The following is a 14,502-nucleotide window of genomic DNA, read 5'->3' as shown; positions in this document are numbered from 1 at the left end:
ATGCTGACCGTGAGGTAGCTCTTTCCCTCGGCCCGGTACTGAGGGATCAGGAAGTGGAGCAGCGACTCCAGCCGGGCGAGGAACTCCTGCGTCTGCGTGCGCTCGAGCACCCACTGCGAGACCCTCGGGTCGTTCCCGGGGTGCGGCTTGAGGCCCTCCACGAAGTACGGATTCGGCAGGAAGCGGACGTCGAACACCAGATCGCTCGCCTCTGGAATCCCGTTGCGGAAGCCGAAGCTCAGCAGGGTCAGGTTGAGCTTGTCGTCGAGGCCTGGTCCGCCGAACTTCGCGGTGATGGCATCGCGCAGCTCGTGAACGTTCATCCGCGTGGTGTCGACGATCTGGTCGGCGAGAGCGCGGAGCTGCGCCAGCATGCGCCGCTCCTCTGCGATGCCCTCCTCGACGCTGCCGTCCGGGCTGAGCGGATGGCGCCTGCGCGTCTCGGAGAAGCGGCGGATCAGCGCTTCGTCGGCGCAGTCGAGAAAGACCACCTCCAGCTGATGCCCCTCGCGGCGCACCTCGTCCAGCGCCCCCGGGGTGGAATCGAGAAAGCGCCCCTCGCGCGCGTCGACCACGATGGCCAGCCGCTGTACCTCGTCGCTGGTCCCGTGGCTGACCAGCTCGAGCAGCTTGGGCAGCAGCAGCGCCGGCAGATTGTCGATGCAGAAGAACCCCAGGTCCTCCAGCGCCTTCGTCGCAGTCGACTTGCCTGCGCCGGAGAGCCCGGTCACCAGCACGATGCGATGGGTGTCCGCTCCGCGCTTGGGTGGGTTGTTCTCCCCGAGATCGGCCACTACTCGACCTCGTCGCCGATCCCGCGGGTCAGCGTGGCCTGCGCGATCTCGCGCGAGAGCTTCTCCTGGAACTCCTTGGCGGAGTGATGGCCCTGCAGCTTGAGCAGGTGGTTGCGCGCCGCCACCTCGACGATGGTGGTCAGGTTGCGGCCGGGACGCACCGGGATCACCAGCAGCGGTACCTCGATGTCGAGGATGGTGTACTTCTGCTCCTCGACGCCGAGCCGGTCGTACTCGACCTTGTCGTCCCACTCGACCAGCTCCACCACCATCTCCACCTTCTTGCGCTCGCGCACGGCGGACACGCCGAAGAGGTCCTTGATGTTGATGATGCCGATCCCGCGGATCTCCATGTGGTGCTTGATGATCTCCGATCCGCTCCCGTAGACGGAGCCACCCTGCTTCTTTTTTAGATCCACGATGTCGTCCGCCACCAGGCGGTGGCCGCGGGTCACCAGATCCAGCGCCAGCTCGCTCTTGCCGATCCCGCTCTTACCGAGGATGAGGACGCCGACGCCGATCACGTCGATGAGCACGCCGTGCACGGAGGTGCTGGCGGTGAGCGCCTCCTGGAGGAACCGTTCGATGTTGTCGATGAAGGTGGAGGAGAGATGGCTGGTACGCAGCAGCGGGACGCGGGCGTCGCTGGCCTCGCGCTTCACCCAGTCCTCGACCGGCAGGTTCTTGGTCACCACCAGGCAGGCGATGGGGAGGCGGAAGAGATCGCGCACGCGCTTGAGCGCCTCGTCGTGGCGCAAGGTCGCGAGGTAGCTGATCTCGGTGTTGCCGAACACCTGAAGGCGGTCCTTGTGGATGTGCTCGGTGAAGCCGCTGAGCGCCAGCCCCGGCTTCTGGATGCGAGAGCTGACCACGCGCCGATCGAGACCGCCCTCTCCGGCCAGCAACTCGAGGCGGAGATCGAAATCCAGGTCCTTGACGAGCTGCTCGATCTTGATCGAGTCCATCGACAGCGCAAGCGTAACAGAGCGCGGCGCTCTGCTCTACTTGAAGAGCTGCGGATACCAGCGGAAGGTGCAGGGCCCTGCGGAACCGGTGAGGTCCTGCTCGACCAGGGTGCCGTCGCGACCGATGACGAAGGGCCCCTTGTCCAGGTCCGCCGGGCGCACCTTGCCGCAGGTTTCTCCCGTTGCGGCGAGGATCTCGATCGGTTGACCCGATCCCTGCCGCCGCAGCGCGTATCCCTTCCCACCCGGCAGCAGGAAGAACTCGCGTAGCGTGACGCCGGCGAGCCATCGGGGAGGATCCTCGAAGCCCGCCGTCCGGGGCCGGGCGAGCGCGACGACGGCCGGGTTCCCGTCGAGGTCGTTGCTGGAGACCGCCAGCGTCCCGTCGAGGAGCGGATGCAGCTCTTGCACGGTGCACCGGGCCGGTGCGAACTCGGGGGACGTCCGGCCCCCGTCGCGATCCAGCCAGACGGCGCGGCAGCCGCCATTTGTCGTGGCGAACACCAACAGCGTGTCGCCCGACGTCGTCGTTCCCGCCAGCCAGGTGACATCCTCATCCGCTCCCAGAGGAGGGCCTGTGGCGACGACGGCGGTGGCGGCGAGCCCGGCGTCGGAGTCGAACCGGTCGTAGCGTAGCGCGTACTGCGCAGCGGATCTCTGCACTTCGAACGTGACCATGCTCCCGCCGGCGGGGTCGGCGACGACGGTCCGCCCTGCTCTGGTCGGCGTCTCGAGAGACTCCGCTCCTTGATGCGTGAGACTGTGCAGATCGATCTCGCCGCTCTCGGGCGACAGCTCGATTCCCGTGAACCCCTCCGGGTGAGTGAGGAGCGCCACCGGACCGTCTCCGCCGTTCCACTGGCGGCGTCCGAGGACCGCGGCATCCGTCGAGCGGTAGAAGACCCATGCGTTCTCGTACGAGCCGCCAACGCTGGAGTGGTACGAGGCGAAGCGCAGCGGTACCGTTCCGGTTCCCTCGTCGGACCTCGCGGCGCTGCAGATCGGCGTGGCATTCACGTTGCCGCTGCCGACGTCGACGACCAGCGGCGTGCCCGAAACCGTCGGGACCAGGCCATCGCAAGCTGTCTTGACGGTGCCGGCATCGGCCGCGACCCCGCCCGCATCGGCGCCTGGGAGACCTGCGGCCGCGGTTTCGACCTTTTCTCCGCTGCCGCAGGCGACGGCCACCAGAACCGCCGCCGCGACGAGCCCGTGCCGCATCGCCCACCCCCAGCACGGACGGTACGCATCCGGCCTTGCGATGCCCACGGGCAGACAGGCGAGCGATCGCCTGCGATCAGTACTTCGCGTCTTCCTCGGAGATCAGCCGGAAGATTGCGGCGCCGTCGTTCGCGGCGAGGATCCCCTGCCTGAACTGCGGCTGCTTGAACAGCCGCGAGATGCGGGCCAGGGCCTTGAGATGCAGGCCCGCTGAGTTGTCCGGCGCGAAGAGCACGAAGAAGAGATACGTCGGCTTGGCGTCGATGGCGGCGAAGTCGACGCCTGACTTCTTTCGCGCGAACGCTGCAAGAAGACCGGGAAGCCCGGAGAGCTTGCCGTGCGGAATCGCGACGCCCTCGCCGATCCCGGTCGAGCCGAGCTTCTCGCGCTCGAGCAACGTCTCGGTGAGCTTCTGCGCGGAGAGCGACGGGTAGACCCGGGCAAGCCCGGCGCACATCTCGCCGAGCACGCCCGCCTTGTCCGTCGCCGCGAGGTCGGGGAACACCAGGTCCTCGCGCAGGAACTCGGCGATGCGCATCGGACCGAGCTTACTTCACTTCGCGGCGACTTGCTGCTTCACGACGCTTTCACCGCCCGGCGCGATCAGACCGTAATTGCCGTCCTTGCGCCGGTAGATGACGTTCAGCTCGGAGCTGTCGGGCCTGGTGAAGACGAGGAAATCGTTGTTGAGCAGGTCCATCTGCATCAAGGCTTCCTCGACGCTCATCGGCTTGGCGAGGAACTCGTCCCGGCGGATCAACTCGGGAGAAATGCCGTCGAGATCCTCCCTCGCGGAAAAGACCTCGTAGCGGACGCGCACCGGGCCGGCCTGGTGGACGTGCGCCGGCCGGTGGTTCTTCAGGCGCTCCTTGTGCTTCTTGAGCTGCCGTTCGATCTTGTCGATCGCCGTGTCGATCGACGCGTACATGTCCTCCGACTTCTCTTTCCCGCGGACATGGAAGTGTCCGGCGTGGAGGTTGACGTCGGCCTGGTGCAGATAGCGCTCCAGGGACAGCGTGACGTGGGCCTCGGTCACCTTGTCCAGGTACTTGTCGACCACCTTGGAGAGCTTGTCCTGCACGTGGTTCCGCAGAGCTTCGGTGGCGAACATGTTCCTGAAGGTGATGTTGACCTGCATGGAGTGACCCCCAAGACCAACTTTAGGATGTACAGCCTAAAGCGTTAGCCACTACCCGGCCTTCGGCGGGGGTGGCTAAAAGTACCTCTTGCGCTTGCTGGACGGCAGGATCCCGAGCACCTCCCTGTATTTCGCGACGGTGCGCCGCGCGATGTCGACGTTCTGGGAGCGGAGGATTTCCACGATCTTCTGATCGCTGTACGGCTTGTCCCCGGGCTCGCCGGAGACGATCTGCTTGATCTGGTTCTTCACCGCCTCGCTGGCGATGTCGTCGCCGCCGTTGGCGCGGGCGATGGAGGAGTTGAAGAAGAACTTCAGCTCGTAGATGCCCTGCGGAGTGTGCACGTACTTGTTCGTGGTCACGCGCGAGACCGTGCTCTCGTGCATCCCGATGTCCTCGGCCACGTCACGCAGGATCAGCGGCTTGAGGTGCGCGATCCCCTTGTCGAGGAAGTCGCGCTGGAACTTGATGATCGAATCGGTGACCTTGACGATGGTGCGCTGCCGCTGGTGGATGGAGCGGATCAGCCACACCGCGGAGCGGAGCTTCTCCTGGATGTACTCCTTGCTCTGCGGGCTGGCGCCGTTCTTCAGCGCGTTCCGGTAGTGCTGGGAGATGCGGAGCTTGGAGAGCCCGTCGTCGTTGAGGACCGTGACGTACTGGTCGCCGATCTTGTGGATGTAGACGTCGGGCGTGATGTACTGCGGCTCCTCCCCGGAGTAGTTGCGGCCGGGCTTCGGATCGAGGCGGGAGAGGAGCTTGATCGCCGCCACCACCTCGTCGAGCGAGACCTGCAGGTCGCGCGCGATGACCGGGTACTTCTTCGATTCCACGCTCTTCAGATGCTTGCGGATGATGGCCGGCAAGAGCTCGGCGTCCGGGTCGTCCTTGCCCTCGCCCTCGCTGTTGTAGTGCTTGGCCTGGACCAGCAGGCACTCGCGCAGGTCGCGCGCGGCGCAGCCGATGGGATCGAAGCGCTGGATCTTCTTCAGCACCTTCTCCGCCGTCGCCGCCGAGACCCCGGCCTCGAGCGCAAGCAGGAGCAGCGGATCGCATTCGCTCTTCGGCTTGCGCGACTCCTGCTCGCGCCGCAACGCCTCCAATGCCTCGGGAGCCACGGCGGGGACTTCCGGCGGCTTGTCCGGATCCGCCGGCGCAGGGTCCGGCTCGAAGGCAGGCACGGTGGGCTGCAGATCAGGGTCGACGACCAGATAGCCGTCGCGGTTCAGGTTCCCGATGATCAGCCCGCCGATCCGCTCCTCTTCGGGCGACAGCCCCACCATCCGCAGCTGCTCCATCAAGTGCTCGGTGAGGTTCTCGCCGCGCGTGAGCGTGCTTTCCAGCGAGGGCAGGTCCTCGGAGCTGAACCCGCCGCCGGAGGGGGCGGTGTGCTGGGTCTGGTAGTTGTCGAGGTACTGCTCCCAGTCGATGTCGTCGCGCTTGACGTCGCCTTCGGCGCGGGCCTTCAGATCGGGTTGGGCGACTTCCGGGGCGGGCGGCGCGAGCTCGCTCGCCTCGATGCTCTGGTTGAGGGTCGAGACCAGCTCGGGCGGAGCCTCGTTCAGCTCGGTCTCGGCTCCCTCCTGCGGCTCCTCCAAAAGAGGATTCTGCTCCATCTCGGAGCGGATGAGATCGACCAGCTCGAGTCTCGAGAGCTGCAGAAGCTTGATCGCCTGCTGCAGCTGGGGAGTCATCACCAGCTGCTGCGACAACCTCAGACTCTGCTTGAGCTCCAACGCCATCCCCGCACCCCCCTTACTCTAGCCTGAACCGCTCGCCGAGGTACACGGCGCGCGCCCGCTGCGAAGCCGCGATCTCGGCCGGAGTTCCCGACTCGAGAAGCCTTCCTTCCACGAGCAGGACCGCGCGATCGCAGATCCCCAGCGTCTCTCTGACCGCGTGGTCGGTGATCAGGATCCCCAGCCCCTTCTCCCGCAGCCTGTGGATCAGACGCTGCAGGTCGTGCACCGCGATGGGATCGATGCCGGCGAACGGCTCGTCGAACAGCATGAAGCGCGGATCGGCGAGCAGCGAGCGGGCGATCTCCGCGCGCCGGCGCTCCCCGCCGGAGAGCGTCTCTCCACGGGCGTCCGCGACGCGCAACAGATCGAACTCCGTCAACAGCTCGTCGGCCTTCTCCTCCTGCTCCGCCCGCTTCATCCCGAAGCCTTCCAGGACGAGCAGGAAGTTCTGCCGCACCGTCAGCTTGCGGAAGATCGACGGCTCCTGCGGCAAGTAGCCGATTCCCATCCGGGCGCGCTCGTGAAGGGGAAGGCCGGAGAGGTCCCTCTCGCCGAGGCGCACCTCGCCCGCGTCCGGCGCGAGGAGGCCGACCACGCAATGGAAGCTGGTGGTCTTGCCGGCGCCGTTCGGTCCGAGAAGGCCCACCACCTCGCCGGGCGCCACGGAGAAGGACACGCCGTCGACGACGCGGCGTCCGCGGAAGCTCTTGGAGAGGCCGTGCGCGTGGAGCGTCGTCATTGCGCCGCGGCCTCGCGCTTGTGGGCTTCGGGGCGCAGCCGGCCGCGGGCGCGCTCGACGCGCACTTCCTTGGAGTCGAGCGCGAGATCGATGCGGTCGCCGGTCAGCACGTCGCCCTGGTCGTAGAGCTTCGGATCGCCCTGCAACACCAGCGTTCGCGCCTGGGCATCGTAGTCGGCGCTTTCCCCGGTGGCCCGCCGGTCCCCCTGGCGCACGTCCACGCCTCCCCGCAGCTCGAGCCTGGTGAGCTGCCCGTCGGCGTCGTAACGCGCCTCCATCCGCGGGCTGCGCGCCACCGCGTCGCCGCGGCGAAGCACGACGTCGTCGGTGAAACGCGCCAGCCGGCGCGCCTGAAGCAGCACGAGATGGTCCGCTTCCACCTTGACCGGCGTGGGAGGAGCAGCGTGACCCTCCTCGGCCAGCGACCGCCGCAGGACGACGCGGGGACGGATCACGTCGACGTCCTCGCTGTCGAGCCGCAGCAGGATCCGCTCCCCGGAAAGCGTCTCGGCCCCGTCGCGAACCATGGGAGGCGTCTCGAGCGTTCCGGTCAGGACGAGCGTCTGACCCTTGACGTCGACGACGCCCTGTTCGCCCGTAGCCGTCCGCGAGCCGCGCTGTACGCGCACGTTGCCGCGGACCGTAAACCGTTCAACGGTCTGCCCACCGGCGACGGCCTCGGCCTTCCTGGCCCGCGCCTTTTGCGCCGATTGCTTCCCGTACTCGGCGACGGCGTGCTCGCCCGTCACGTGGAGATCGCCGCGCGTGAGGCGGACGTCCCCATCGAGGAGCACGCGCCGACCCTGCGGCTCGATGCGCATGTCGCGAGCGTTGAAATCCAGCGGGCCGGAGAGGAGAGCGGCCGCCGCCAGGAGAACGATCGCGCCGGTCACCGCCGCGCCTCCGTCTGCAGTTGCCCGACCACGCCATCGGTGAGCCGGATGGACGTGCCATCGGTGCGCGCGACCATCCCGCGACCGTCCACGCGGTAGCCGGGCCCCTCCGCCGCCACCGGCACGTCGCTGCGCAGGAAGTCGCCGTCGTAGAACACGCGTTCGGTCCGCGCGGTATCTCCGCGCGATGTGTCGACCCGAACGGCGCCCGAGGCGATCCCTCTGCGGTTCGCAATTTCGCCCTCGACCCGCTCGGCGATGAAACGCACGGAGCCGAACGCCGCGATGCCGGTGCCCGGGTCCGGGTCGATCACGGCGCCGCCGCGGACCGCCTCCATCCGGGCGCCGGCGCGCCGGTAGTCGAGCCGCTCGGCGTTCCCTCGGGCCACCACCCGCCCTTCAGCCAGGCGGGCGAACGCTACGCTTCGCAGGGAAAGGTCAGGAGCGTCATCACGTAGGGAAATGGAGGATATTCGCGGGGGTAGGCCGTTGCCGCAGGCAGCCACCAGAACGGGCGCGACCACTCGGAAGACAGCGCGTGCATTCTGGCTTCTCATTTGCAGGGAAAGGCTATCACCGCGCTGTTTCCCTGTCGAGGCGTTCCCGCGCGTTTTTCTGTTCGCTCGCGAACTAGTTTTTCCTTGCAATATCGCCGCTCTGTGTACGCCAGCGGGGGTGCATCCAGACCCACTCGTCCGGCCGTTTCCGGATCTCTTCCTCGATCTCCCTGGTGGCTGCGGCGGTGAGCGCGAAAGAGTCTCGCTCGCGATCGCCCGTGCGAGGAACGTCGACCGGTCGCACGACCATCCGATGCACGCCGCTTGCCACTCGATGCGCGCAAGCGAACACCAGCGGCGCCCCTAGTCGTGCCGCCAGGTCGCCGGCGGCACGCGGCGTAAATGCCGGGCGGCCAAAGAACGGAACGAAGTGGCCGGCGACCCGTGTGTCCTGATCGATGAGAAAGCCGAGCATTCCACCGGCGCGCAGGAAGCGGAGGATCTGCCGCGCGGACATCGGGTCGCCTCGCCAGAAGACCCGCACGCCCGCCGCCTCGCGGCTCCGCTGCAGCAGCGCAGTGAGACGGGGATCGTGCGCCTCCTTCGCGACCGTGCCGCAGGGGAACCCCAGCGCGGCGACACGCCGGGCGAAGAGCTCCCACGCCCCGATGTGCCCGGTCACCAGGACCACGCCGTTGCCCTCCGCCTGTACCGCTCGCAGAACGCGTTCGGCATCGGGTCCCAGCTCCACGGTCTTGCGAATGTCGAGGCGGTCAGCGCGCGCCGCCTCCAGCGCCGCGAGGCCGAGATTGACGAAGCTGGCGCGGCCGATCCGCGCGCGCTCCCCTTCGCTCCGCTCCGGAAACGCGAGCGCCAGGTGCGCCTGCGCCAGCCGCCGTTGCCGCGGCACCAGATACCAGGCCAGCCAGCCCAGCGCGGCTCCTGCGCGGAGCGGCAGAACGCGGAGGAGAGGCAGGGCCGCGAGGAGCGCCCGGACGCGCAGCTCGCGTCGGAAGCGCTTTCGCCGGCCGACGCTCATGCCTGCGGAACGGGCTTCGGCTCTTCTTCAGGCGGGGGCCAACCGACCTTCGCCGCCAGGAGCACCTCGCACAGCTCGCGCACCGCTCCGCGTCCGGCGGGCCTGCGGGACACCCACTGCACTTCCGCCAGGACCTCGGGAGCGGCGTCCGCGGGCGCGCAGGAGAGCGCCACCTTTCTCAGCGCCGGAAGATCGTTCACGTCGTCCCCCATGAAAGCGGCCTCGGCGAGGGGAATGGCGAGGTCGGCCGCGATGCGCTCGATGGCGTCGCCCTTCGCGCGGCTCTGTCCCACCACATGCCCGATCGAGAGCTCGCGGCATCGCTGCTCCACGAGGTCCGCCCGGCGTCCGGTGAGCACGGCGAGCTTCACGCCGCCGTACAGCGTCAAGAGCCGCAGCCCATGGCCGTCGCGGACGTCGAACGCCTTCAAGGCTTCCCCTTGCGCGCCGTAGTAGAGGCGGCCATCCGTCATGGTTCCGTCGACGTCGAGCACCACCAGACGGATGCGCTGCAGCAGTGCGCGCGGCAGCTTCTTCGGCACGGCGCGCTTCTACCATGGCGGCCGGCGCGTCGCGGCGCGCGCTACGGCATCCTAGCCACCGTGACCGGTCCACGGCCGCCCGCGCGGCATCATCCGGCGGGCCTCCTCGGAACGGCCGTCGCAATCCTCTACGTCTTTCTCTGGGCATCCGCGTTCGTCCCCAGCCGTATCCTCGCCCGCGCCGCGCCGCCGCTCACCATCCTCTGGATCCGCTTCTTCCTCGCCGGGGGTGCGCTGTTCGTCGGCGCATGGCTCGCCGGCCTGCGCATCCCCGGCGACAGGGGGACCTGGCTGCGGCTGTTGCTCCTCGGCACCGGCGGCAACGCCCTCTATCTCGGGTTGAACTACGAGGCGCTGCGGCACCTGTCCGCCGGAATGGGCTCCATCGTCGCCAGCACCAACCCCCTGCTTCTCGCACTGCTGGCGCCGTGGCTCCTGCGCGAGCCCCTCACGCTGCGCAAGACAGTGGGCCTGTTGCTCGGGTTCTCCGGGGTCGTGCTCGCCATGCACACCCGGGCGCTGACGCAGGAGGCGCGCCCCATCGACGTGCTGATTTCCGCCGTGGGCGTCCTCGCGTTCGTGTTCTCGAACATCCTCTACAAGCGATGGCGCAGGCGGCCGCATCCGGTGGTGCTGAACGCGGCGCAGCTCCTGCTCGCCGGAGCGGTGCTGTTGCCGGCTGCGCTGCTCATCGAGGGCAGGCCACGGGTCGAATGGACGTTTCCGGTCCTGGCGAGCCTCGCATTCCTGATCGTGGTGCTGAGCATCGGCGCGTCCATGCTCTGGTTCTGGATCCTCCAGCACGGCGAGGCGAGCCGGGTCAGCGCCTATTTCTTCCTCACGCCGGTCTTCGGCCTCTTGCTCGGGGCGGTGATGCTGGGCGAGCCGCTCGCGCCGCTCGATGCAGTGGCCCTGGTGGTGATCGCTACGGGGCTGTGGCTGACAACGCGCGGCGGATCCTGAGCACGTCGCCGACCAGCGCGTCCCAGATCGCGAACGTGAGCGAGTTCGGACCGTCGGAGAGGGCGCGATCGGGATCCTCGTGCACCTCGCAGAACAGCGCGTCGATGCCGACCGCCGCGGCGGCCCGTGCAAGCGCCGGGGCGAACGTCCGGTCGCCGCCGCTCGCGGTGCCCTGCGCGCCGGGCCGCTGCACGGAATGCGTCGCGTCGAAGCACACCGGCGCAAGCTGCCGGAGGATGATCAGCGAGCGCATGTCGACGATCAGGTTGTGATAGCCGAACGATGCGCCGCGCTCCGTGAGAAGGACGTCGCGCGTACCCACCTCGCGAAGCTTCTCGACGACGTTCTTCATGTCCTCCGGCGCGAGAAACTGCCCTTTCTTCACGTTCACGGCGCGTCCGGTCTGCCCCGCCGCGGCGATGAGATCCGTCTGCCGGCTGAGGAACGCCGGGATCTGCAGCACGTCCGCCACTTCGGCGGCGGGCGCGCACTGCGCGGGCTCGTGCACGTCGGTAAGCACCGGCAGGCCGACTTCCTTCTTTACGCGCGAGAGGATCCGCAGCCCCTCGGCGAGCCCGGGACCGCGAAAGGACTTCCCGCTGCTGCGGTTCGCCTTGTCGAAGCTGCTCTTGAAGACGACCGGCACCCCGTGCTTCTGCGCGGCGTCCGCCACCCTGCGCGCGTGACGGAGCGTGAACTCCTCGCCCTCGATCACGCACGGACCCGCGATCACGACCAGCTGGCCGCCGCCGAACTTCACGCTTTGGCTACCGGCGTGCCCGAAGAAAGGACGATCTCCGGCGTGGTTGCAGTCTGCGCCGGCGGAGGCACCGAGAGCCCCTTGCGGGCGCGCTGCTCGAGCGCCGCCTTGACGAACCCGGCGAAGAGCGGGTGCGGCTGGAACGGCTTGCTCTGGAACTCGGGGTGGTACTGGCAGCCGATGAAATACGGATGCCCCTGCAGCTCGATCACCTCGACCAGGCCGAGCTGCTCGTTGATGCCGCTGGCGACGAGCCCCCTCTCCTCGAGCTGCGAGCGGTAGGCATTGTTGATCTCGTACCGGTGCCGATGCCGCTCGCTGATCTCCTGCCGTCCGTACACCTTCGAGGCGAGCGAGCCCGGCTTCAGCGTGCAGGGATAAGCTCCGAGACGCATGGTCCCGCCCTTGGCGGTGACCTGCTTCTGCTCCGCCATCAGCGAGACCACCGGGTGGGGCGTGCCCTCGTCGAACTCGTGGCTGTTCGCCTTGTCCAGCCCGCAGACGTCGCGGGCGAACTCGATGGCCGCCATCTGCAAGCCGAGACAGATGCCGAAGAACGGGATCTTCCGCTCCCGGGCGTACTTCACCGCGGCGATCTTCCCCTCGGTGCCGCGCACGCCGAACCCGCCGGGCACCAGGATGGCGTCGACATGCTGGAGCAGGGTATCGGCGCCGAGCTGCTCGATCTGCGTGGAGTCGATGAAGTCGAGCGAGACGCGGCAGTCGTTGGCGATTCCGCCGTGGACCAGCGCCTCGTTCAGCGACTTGTAGGACTCGGTGAGATCGACGTACTTGCCGACCACCGCGATGCGCACCTCGCGCGAAGGCTCCTTGATGGCCTTGACGATGCGCTCCCACTTGTCGAGCCGGGGCGCGCGGCTCCAGATGTTGAGGAGCTCCGCCACCCGATCGTCGAGCCCTTCCTCGTGCAGCGCGAGCGGCAGCTCGTAGATGGTCTGCACGTCGACCGCGGTGAAGACGGAGCCAGGCTCGACCGAGCAGAAGAGCGCGATCTTGTCCTTGATCTCCTTGGAGAGCGGCCGGTCGGTGCGGCAGAGGAGGATGTCGGGCTGGATGCCGATCTCGCGCAGCTTCATCACCGAATGCTGCGTGGGCTTGGTCTTCACCTCGTGCGCGGTGGAGATGTACGGCACGAGCGTCAGGTGGATGTAGAGCGCGTTCTCGCTGCCGACGTCGTACTTCATCTGCCGGATGGCCTCGAGGAACGGCAGCGACTCGATGTCGCCGACGGTCCCGCCCACCTCGACGATGACGATGTCGTTCTCCTCGACGGCGCTGAAGATGAAGCGCTTGATCTCGTCGGTGATGTGGGGAATCACCTGCACGGTCTTGCCCAGGTACTCGCCCTGGCGCTCCTTGTTGATCACGTTCAGGTAGATGCGCCCGGTGGTGGCGTTGTTGTTGCGGGACATCCTCGCCGAGCTGAAGCGTTCGTAGTGACCGAGGTCGAGATCGGTCTCGCCGCCGTCGTCGGTGACGTAGACCTCGCCGTGCTGGAAGGGGCTCATCGTCCCCGGGTCGACGTTGATGTACGGATCGAGCTTGAGGTGGGTGATCTTCAGGCCGCGGTTTTCGAGCAGGGCGCCGAGCGATGCGGAAGAGAGCCCTTTGCCCAGCGACGACACGACGCCGCCGGTGACGAAGATGTACTTGGTCCGCTTTCCGCGAGCGGGGTCGCCCCGGCGCTCCGTCCGAAATGCGCTCATCCGTGTCTCCTTTGCTCGTCCTCGAACAACCGGCGCACCCGCTCCAGATCTTCCGGCGTATCCACCGCAATCGAACGATAATCGCCCACTCCGACGTCGACGGGGATCCCGTAGGAGAGCGCCCGGAGCTGCTCGAGCCCCTCCGCCCGCTCCAGCGCGGTCTCGGGGAGCTTCGCGAACCGCTGCAGCGTCTCGGAGGAGAATCCGTAGATGCCGATGTGCGCGAGCGGCGCCACCTCGCCGCCGCTGCGCGGGTAGGGGATGAGCGAGCGCGAGAAGTAGAGCGCGCGGCGGCGGTCGTCGAGCACCACCTTCACCACCTGCGGAAGGTCCGCCTCGGACGGCTGCAGGGGGCGGGCAAGCGTCGCCATCTGGGCGCCCGCGCGCAGGAGCGAGGCAACCTGCGCGATCGCGCGCGGATCGATCAGGGGCTCGTCCCCCTGCACGTTCAGATAGCCGTCGGCGGGAAGATCGCGGGCAGCCTGTGCGATCCGCTCGGTCCCGTTACGGCAGGCCGGGTCCGTCATCAGGGCGCGAAATCCCGCAGACTCGACTGCCTCGACGATCCGCGCGTCGTCCGTCGCCACGGCCACCGCGTCGACGCCTGCGGTCTGGCGGGCGCGCTCGGCGACGCGCACGACCATCGGGACCCCGCCGATGTCGGCGAGAGGCTTTCCGGGCAGTCTCTGGGCGGAGTAGCGCGCGGGAATCAGGGCTGCGAGGCGCACGTCGTGTTGTAAATCGACCTGGGCCGTCTCTGCAACCGGAACGTGCTATCCACGCTTTCGGATGGGAGTTCTGGACGACATCCGACACGCCGCGTTCGAGCTGCGTCAGACCGATCCGCAGGAGGCGATCCGCGTCCTGCGCCGCGCCGCCCAGCAGGGAGGCGAGGCGGAGGTGCTGGCCCGGGGGGCGCTGGGGGAGATCTACCTCGATGAGCTCGGCGATCTGGACGGCGCGGAGCACGAGTTTCGCCGGGTCCTCCAGCTCGCGCCCGGCCTGAGCGCGGCGGAGATCGGTCTGGGGCGCACCCGTCGCGAGTCGGGCGACGTGAAAGGGGCGGAGACGGCGTTCCTGCGCGCCATCGAAGGTCTGTCCCGCGACGTGCGCGGGTTTCGCGAGGGCGGAGCCCTGCCGGCCGGGGCGGAGGAGGTGGTGCTGACCCTGCTGGAAACCGCCGTCGAGCTGGCCGAGCTGCGCAAGGGGGCCGTCCCACTCGAGGAAGAGATCCTTTCCTGGGCGGCGTCGCAACGGCTCTTCGACGCCGAGGACGACCGGGACGATTGGGTCCGCTTCCATGCCCTCTGGACCCGGCTCCGCATCCTCACCGACCGTCCGGAGGAAGCCGTCACCGCGTTGCGCGAAGCGGAGCGCACGGGCGAGCTCCCGCCGGACGAAGCCAAGGAGCTGCTGCGTCTCGCCCTCAAAGAGCTCGGTGCCCCGGTCGTCGTCCCGCTCGGCACGAAGAGCTGAAGACC

Annotated in this window: 15 protein-coding genes and 1 pseudogene (1 of these 16 only partly in view); 2 read left to right on the top strand and 14 right to left on the bottom strand. The window is 68.1% G+C overall.

Annotated features, from left to right (window positions below):
• From rapZ to E6J58_03765, 11 genes and pseudogenes are all read right to left on the bottom strand, one after another.
• A pseudogene (gene rapZ / locus E6J58_03815) lies at window positions 1-794 on the bottom strand (RNase adapter RapZ) (it extends 85 nt beyond the left edge of the window).
• Window positions 794-1,759 carry an HPr kinase/phosphorylase gene (locus tag E6J58_03810; GenBank protein TMB40843.1) on the bottom strand — a complete coding sequence of 322 codons (966 nt, stop codon included), beginning with the start codon at window positions 1,757-1,759 and terminating at the stop codon, window positions 794-796. The pseudogene rapZ and the gene E6J58_03810 overlap by 1 nt, the downstream one beginning before the upstream one ends.
• 36 nt (window positions 1,760-1,795) lie before the next feature.
• Window positions 1,796-2,980 carry a hypothetical protein gene (locus E6J58_03805; GenBank protein TMB40842.1) on the bottom strand — a complete coding sequence of 395 codons (1,185 nt, stop codon included), beginning with the start codon at window positions 2,978-2,980 and terminating at the stop codon, window positions 1,796-1,798.
• 76 nt (window positions 2,981-3,056) lie between these two features.
• The gene (locus tag E6J58_03800) at window positions 3,057-3,518 is read right to left on the bottom strand and encodes a PTS sugar transporter subunit IIA (protein TMB40841.1); all 462 of its coding nucleotides are present in this window, start codon (window positions 3,516-3,518) and stop codon (window positions 3,057-3,059) included.
• A 15-nt stretch (window positions 3,519-3,533) separates the two neighbouring features.
• Window positions 3,534-4,118 carry a ribosome-associated translation inhibitor RaiA gene (raiA, locus tag E6J58_03795; protein ID TMB40840.1) on the bottom strand — a complete coding sequence of 195 codons (585 nt, stop codon included), beginning with the start codon at window positions 4,116-4,118 and terminating at the stop codon, window positions 3,534-3,536.
• A gap of 75 nt (window positions 4,119-4,193) precedes the next feature.
• Window positions 4,194-5,861 carry an RNA polymerase factor sigma-54 gene (gene rpoN, locus E6J58_03790; protein ID TMB40839.1) on the bottom strand — a complete coding sequence of 556 codons (1,668 nt, stop codon included), beginning with the start codon at window positions 5,859-5,861 and terminating at the stop codon, window positions 4,194-4,196.
• Between the two features lie 13 nt (window positions 5,862-5,874).
• Window positions 5,875-6,600, bottom strand: a complete 726-nt coding sequence (gene lptB / locus E6J58_03785) for an LPS export ABC transporter ATP-binding protein (protein TMB40838.1) — start codon at window positions 6,598-6,600, stop codon at window positions 5,875-5,877.
• The gene (locus E6J58_03780; GenBank protein TMB40837.1) at window positions 6,597-7,493 is read right to left on the bottom strand and encodes a hypothetical protein; all 897 of its coding nucleotides are present in this window, start codon (window positions 7,491-7,493) and stop codon (window positions 6,597-6,599) included. Before E6J58_03780 ends, lptB begins: the two co-directional genes overlap by 4 nt.
• Window positions 7,490-7,882, bottom strand: a complete 393-nt coding sequence (locus tag E6J58_03775; GenBank protein TMB40836.1) for a hypothetical protein — start codon at window positions 7,880-7,882, stop codon at window positions 7,490-7,492. Before E6J58_03775 ends, E6J58_03780 begins: the two co-directional genes overlap by 4 nt.
• 241 nt (window positions 7,883-8,123) lie before the next feature.
• A complete protein-coding gene (locus E6J58_03770) occupies window positions 8,124-9,029 on the bottom strand; it encodes a lipid A biosynthesis acyltransferase (protein TMB40835.1) in 906 nt (301 codons plus the stop codon).
• A complete protein-coding gene (locus E6J58_03765) occupies window positions 9,026-9,502 on the bottom strand; it encodes a 3-deoxy-D-manno-octulosonate 8-phosphate phosphatase (GenBank protein TMB40834.1) in 477 nt (158 codons plus the stop codon). The genes E6J58_03770 and E6J58_03765 overlap by 4 nt, the downstream gene beginning before the upstream one ends.
• Between E6J58_03765 and E6J58_03760 the strand changes: the two genes are divergently transcribed.
• Window positions 9,431-10,534: a DMT family transporter gene (locus E6J58_03760; GenBank protein ID TMB40833.1), complete on the top strand. Its 1,104-nt coding sequence runs from the start codon at window positions 9,431-9,433 to the stop codon at window positions 10,532-10,534. The genes E6J58_03765 and E6J58_03760 overlap by 72 nt on opposite strands.
• Here E6J58_03760 and E6J58_03755 read toward each other — a convergent pair.
• Genes E6J58_03755 through kdsB form a run of 3 tightly spaced genes read right to left on the bottom strand, consistent with a single transcriptional unit; the run spans window position 10,497 to window position 13,749 of the window.
• Complete coding sequence (locus tag E6J58_03755) at window positions 10,497-11,294, bottom strand: 3-deoxy-8-phosphooctulonate synthase (protein ID TMB40832.1); 798 nt, start codon at window positions 11,292-11,294, stop codon at window positions 10,497-10,499. The genes E6J58_03760 and E6J58_03755 overlap by 38 nt on opposite strands.
• Complete coding sequence (locus E6J58_03750) at window positions 11,291-13,021, bottom strand: CTP synthase (GenBank protein ID TMB40831.1); 1,731 nt, start codon at window positions 13,019-13,021, stop codon at window positions 11,291-11,293. Before E6J58_03750 ends, E6J58_03755 begins: the two co-directional genes overlap by 4 nt.
• The gene (gene kdsB, locus E6J58_03745) at window positions 13,018-13,749 is read right to left on the bottom strand and encodes a 3-deoxy-manno-octulosonate cytidylyltransferase (GenBank protein ID TMB40830.1); all 732 of its coding nucleotides are present in this window, start codon (window positions 13,747-13,749) and stop codon (window positions 13,018-13,020) included. Before kdsB ends, E6J58_03750 begins: the two co-directional genes overlap by 4 nt.
• Window positions 13,750-13,810: 61 nt before the next feature.
• Here kdsB and E6J58_03740 point away from each other — a divergent pair, with 61 nt between their 5' ends.
• Window positions 13,811-14,497, top strand: coding sequence for a tetratricopeptide repeat protein (locus E6J58_03740; GenBank protein TMB40829.1), 687 nt, complete (start codon window positions 13,811-13,813; stop codon window positions 14,495-14,497).
• Window positions 14,498-14,502: the final 5 nt, after the last annotated feature.

It is taken from the genome of Deltaproteobacteria bacterium (assembly GCA_005879535.1).
Lineage (GTDB): Bacteria > Myxococcota > Myxococcia > Myxococcales > 40CM-4-68-19 > 40CM-4-68-19.
The sequence above is the reverse complement of the archived record's forward strand: the minus strand, read 5'-3'. Positions and strand labels throughout refer to the sequence as shown.

Bases quoted from the DNA above. Each gene is read 5' to 3' on its own strand.
- E6J58_03805 (TMB40842.1), bottom strand. From the start codon at position 2,980: ATGCGGCACGGGCTCGTCGCGGCGGCGGTTCTGGTGGCCGTCGCCTGC.
- rpoN (TMB40839.1), bottom strand. From the start codon at position 5,861: ATGGCGTTGGAGCTCAAGCAGAGTCTGAGGTTGTCGCAGCAGCTGGTG.
- lptB (TMB40838.1), bottom strand. From the start codon at position 6,600: ATGACGACGCTCCACGCGCACGGCCTCTCCAAGAGCTTCCGCGGACGC.
- raiA (TMB40840.1), bottom strand. From the start codon at position 4,118: ATGCAGGTCAACATCACCTTCAGGAACATGTTCGCCACCGAAGCTCTG.
- E6J58_03800 (TMB40841.1), bottom strand. From the start codon at position 3,518: ATGCGCATCGCCGAGTTCCTGCGCGAGGACCTGGTGTTCCCCGACCTC.
- E6J58_03765 (TMB40834.1), bottom strand. From the start codon at position 9,502: ATGACGGATGGCCGCCTCTACTACGGCGCGCAAGGGGAAGCCTTGAAG.
- E6J58_03750 (TMB40831.1), bottom strand. From the start codon at position 13,021: ATGAGCGCATTTCGGACGGAGCGCCGGGGCGACCCCGCTCGCGGAAAG.
- E6J58_03810 (TMB40843.1), bottom strand. From the start codon at position 1,759: ATGGACTCGATCAAGATCGAGCAGCTCGTCAAGGACCTGGATTTCGAT.
- E6J58_03770 (TMB40835.1), bottom strand. From the start codon at position 9,029: ATGAGCGTCGGCCGGCGAAAGCGCTTCCGACGCGAGCTGCGCGTCCGG.
- E6J58_03740 (TMB40829.1), top strand. From the start codon at position 13,811: ATGGGAGTTCTGGACGACATCCGACACGCCGCGTTCGAGCTGCGTCAG.
- E6J58_03760 (TMB40833.1), top strand. From the start codon at position 9,431: ATGGCCGTCGCGGACGTCGAACGCCTTCAAGGCTTCCCCTTGCGCGCC.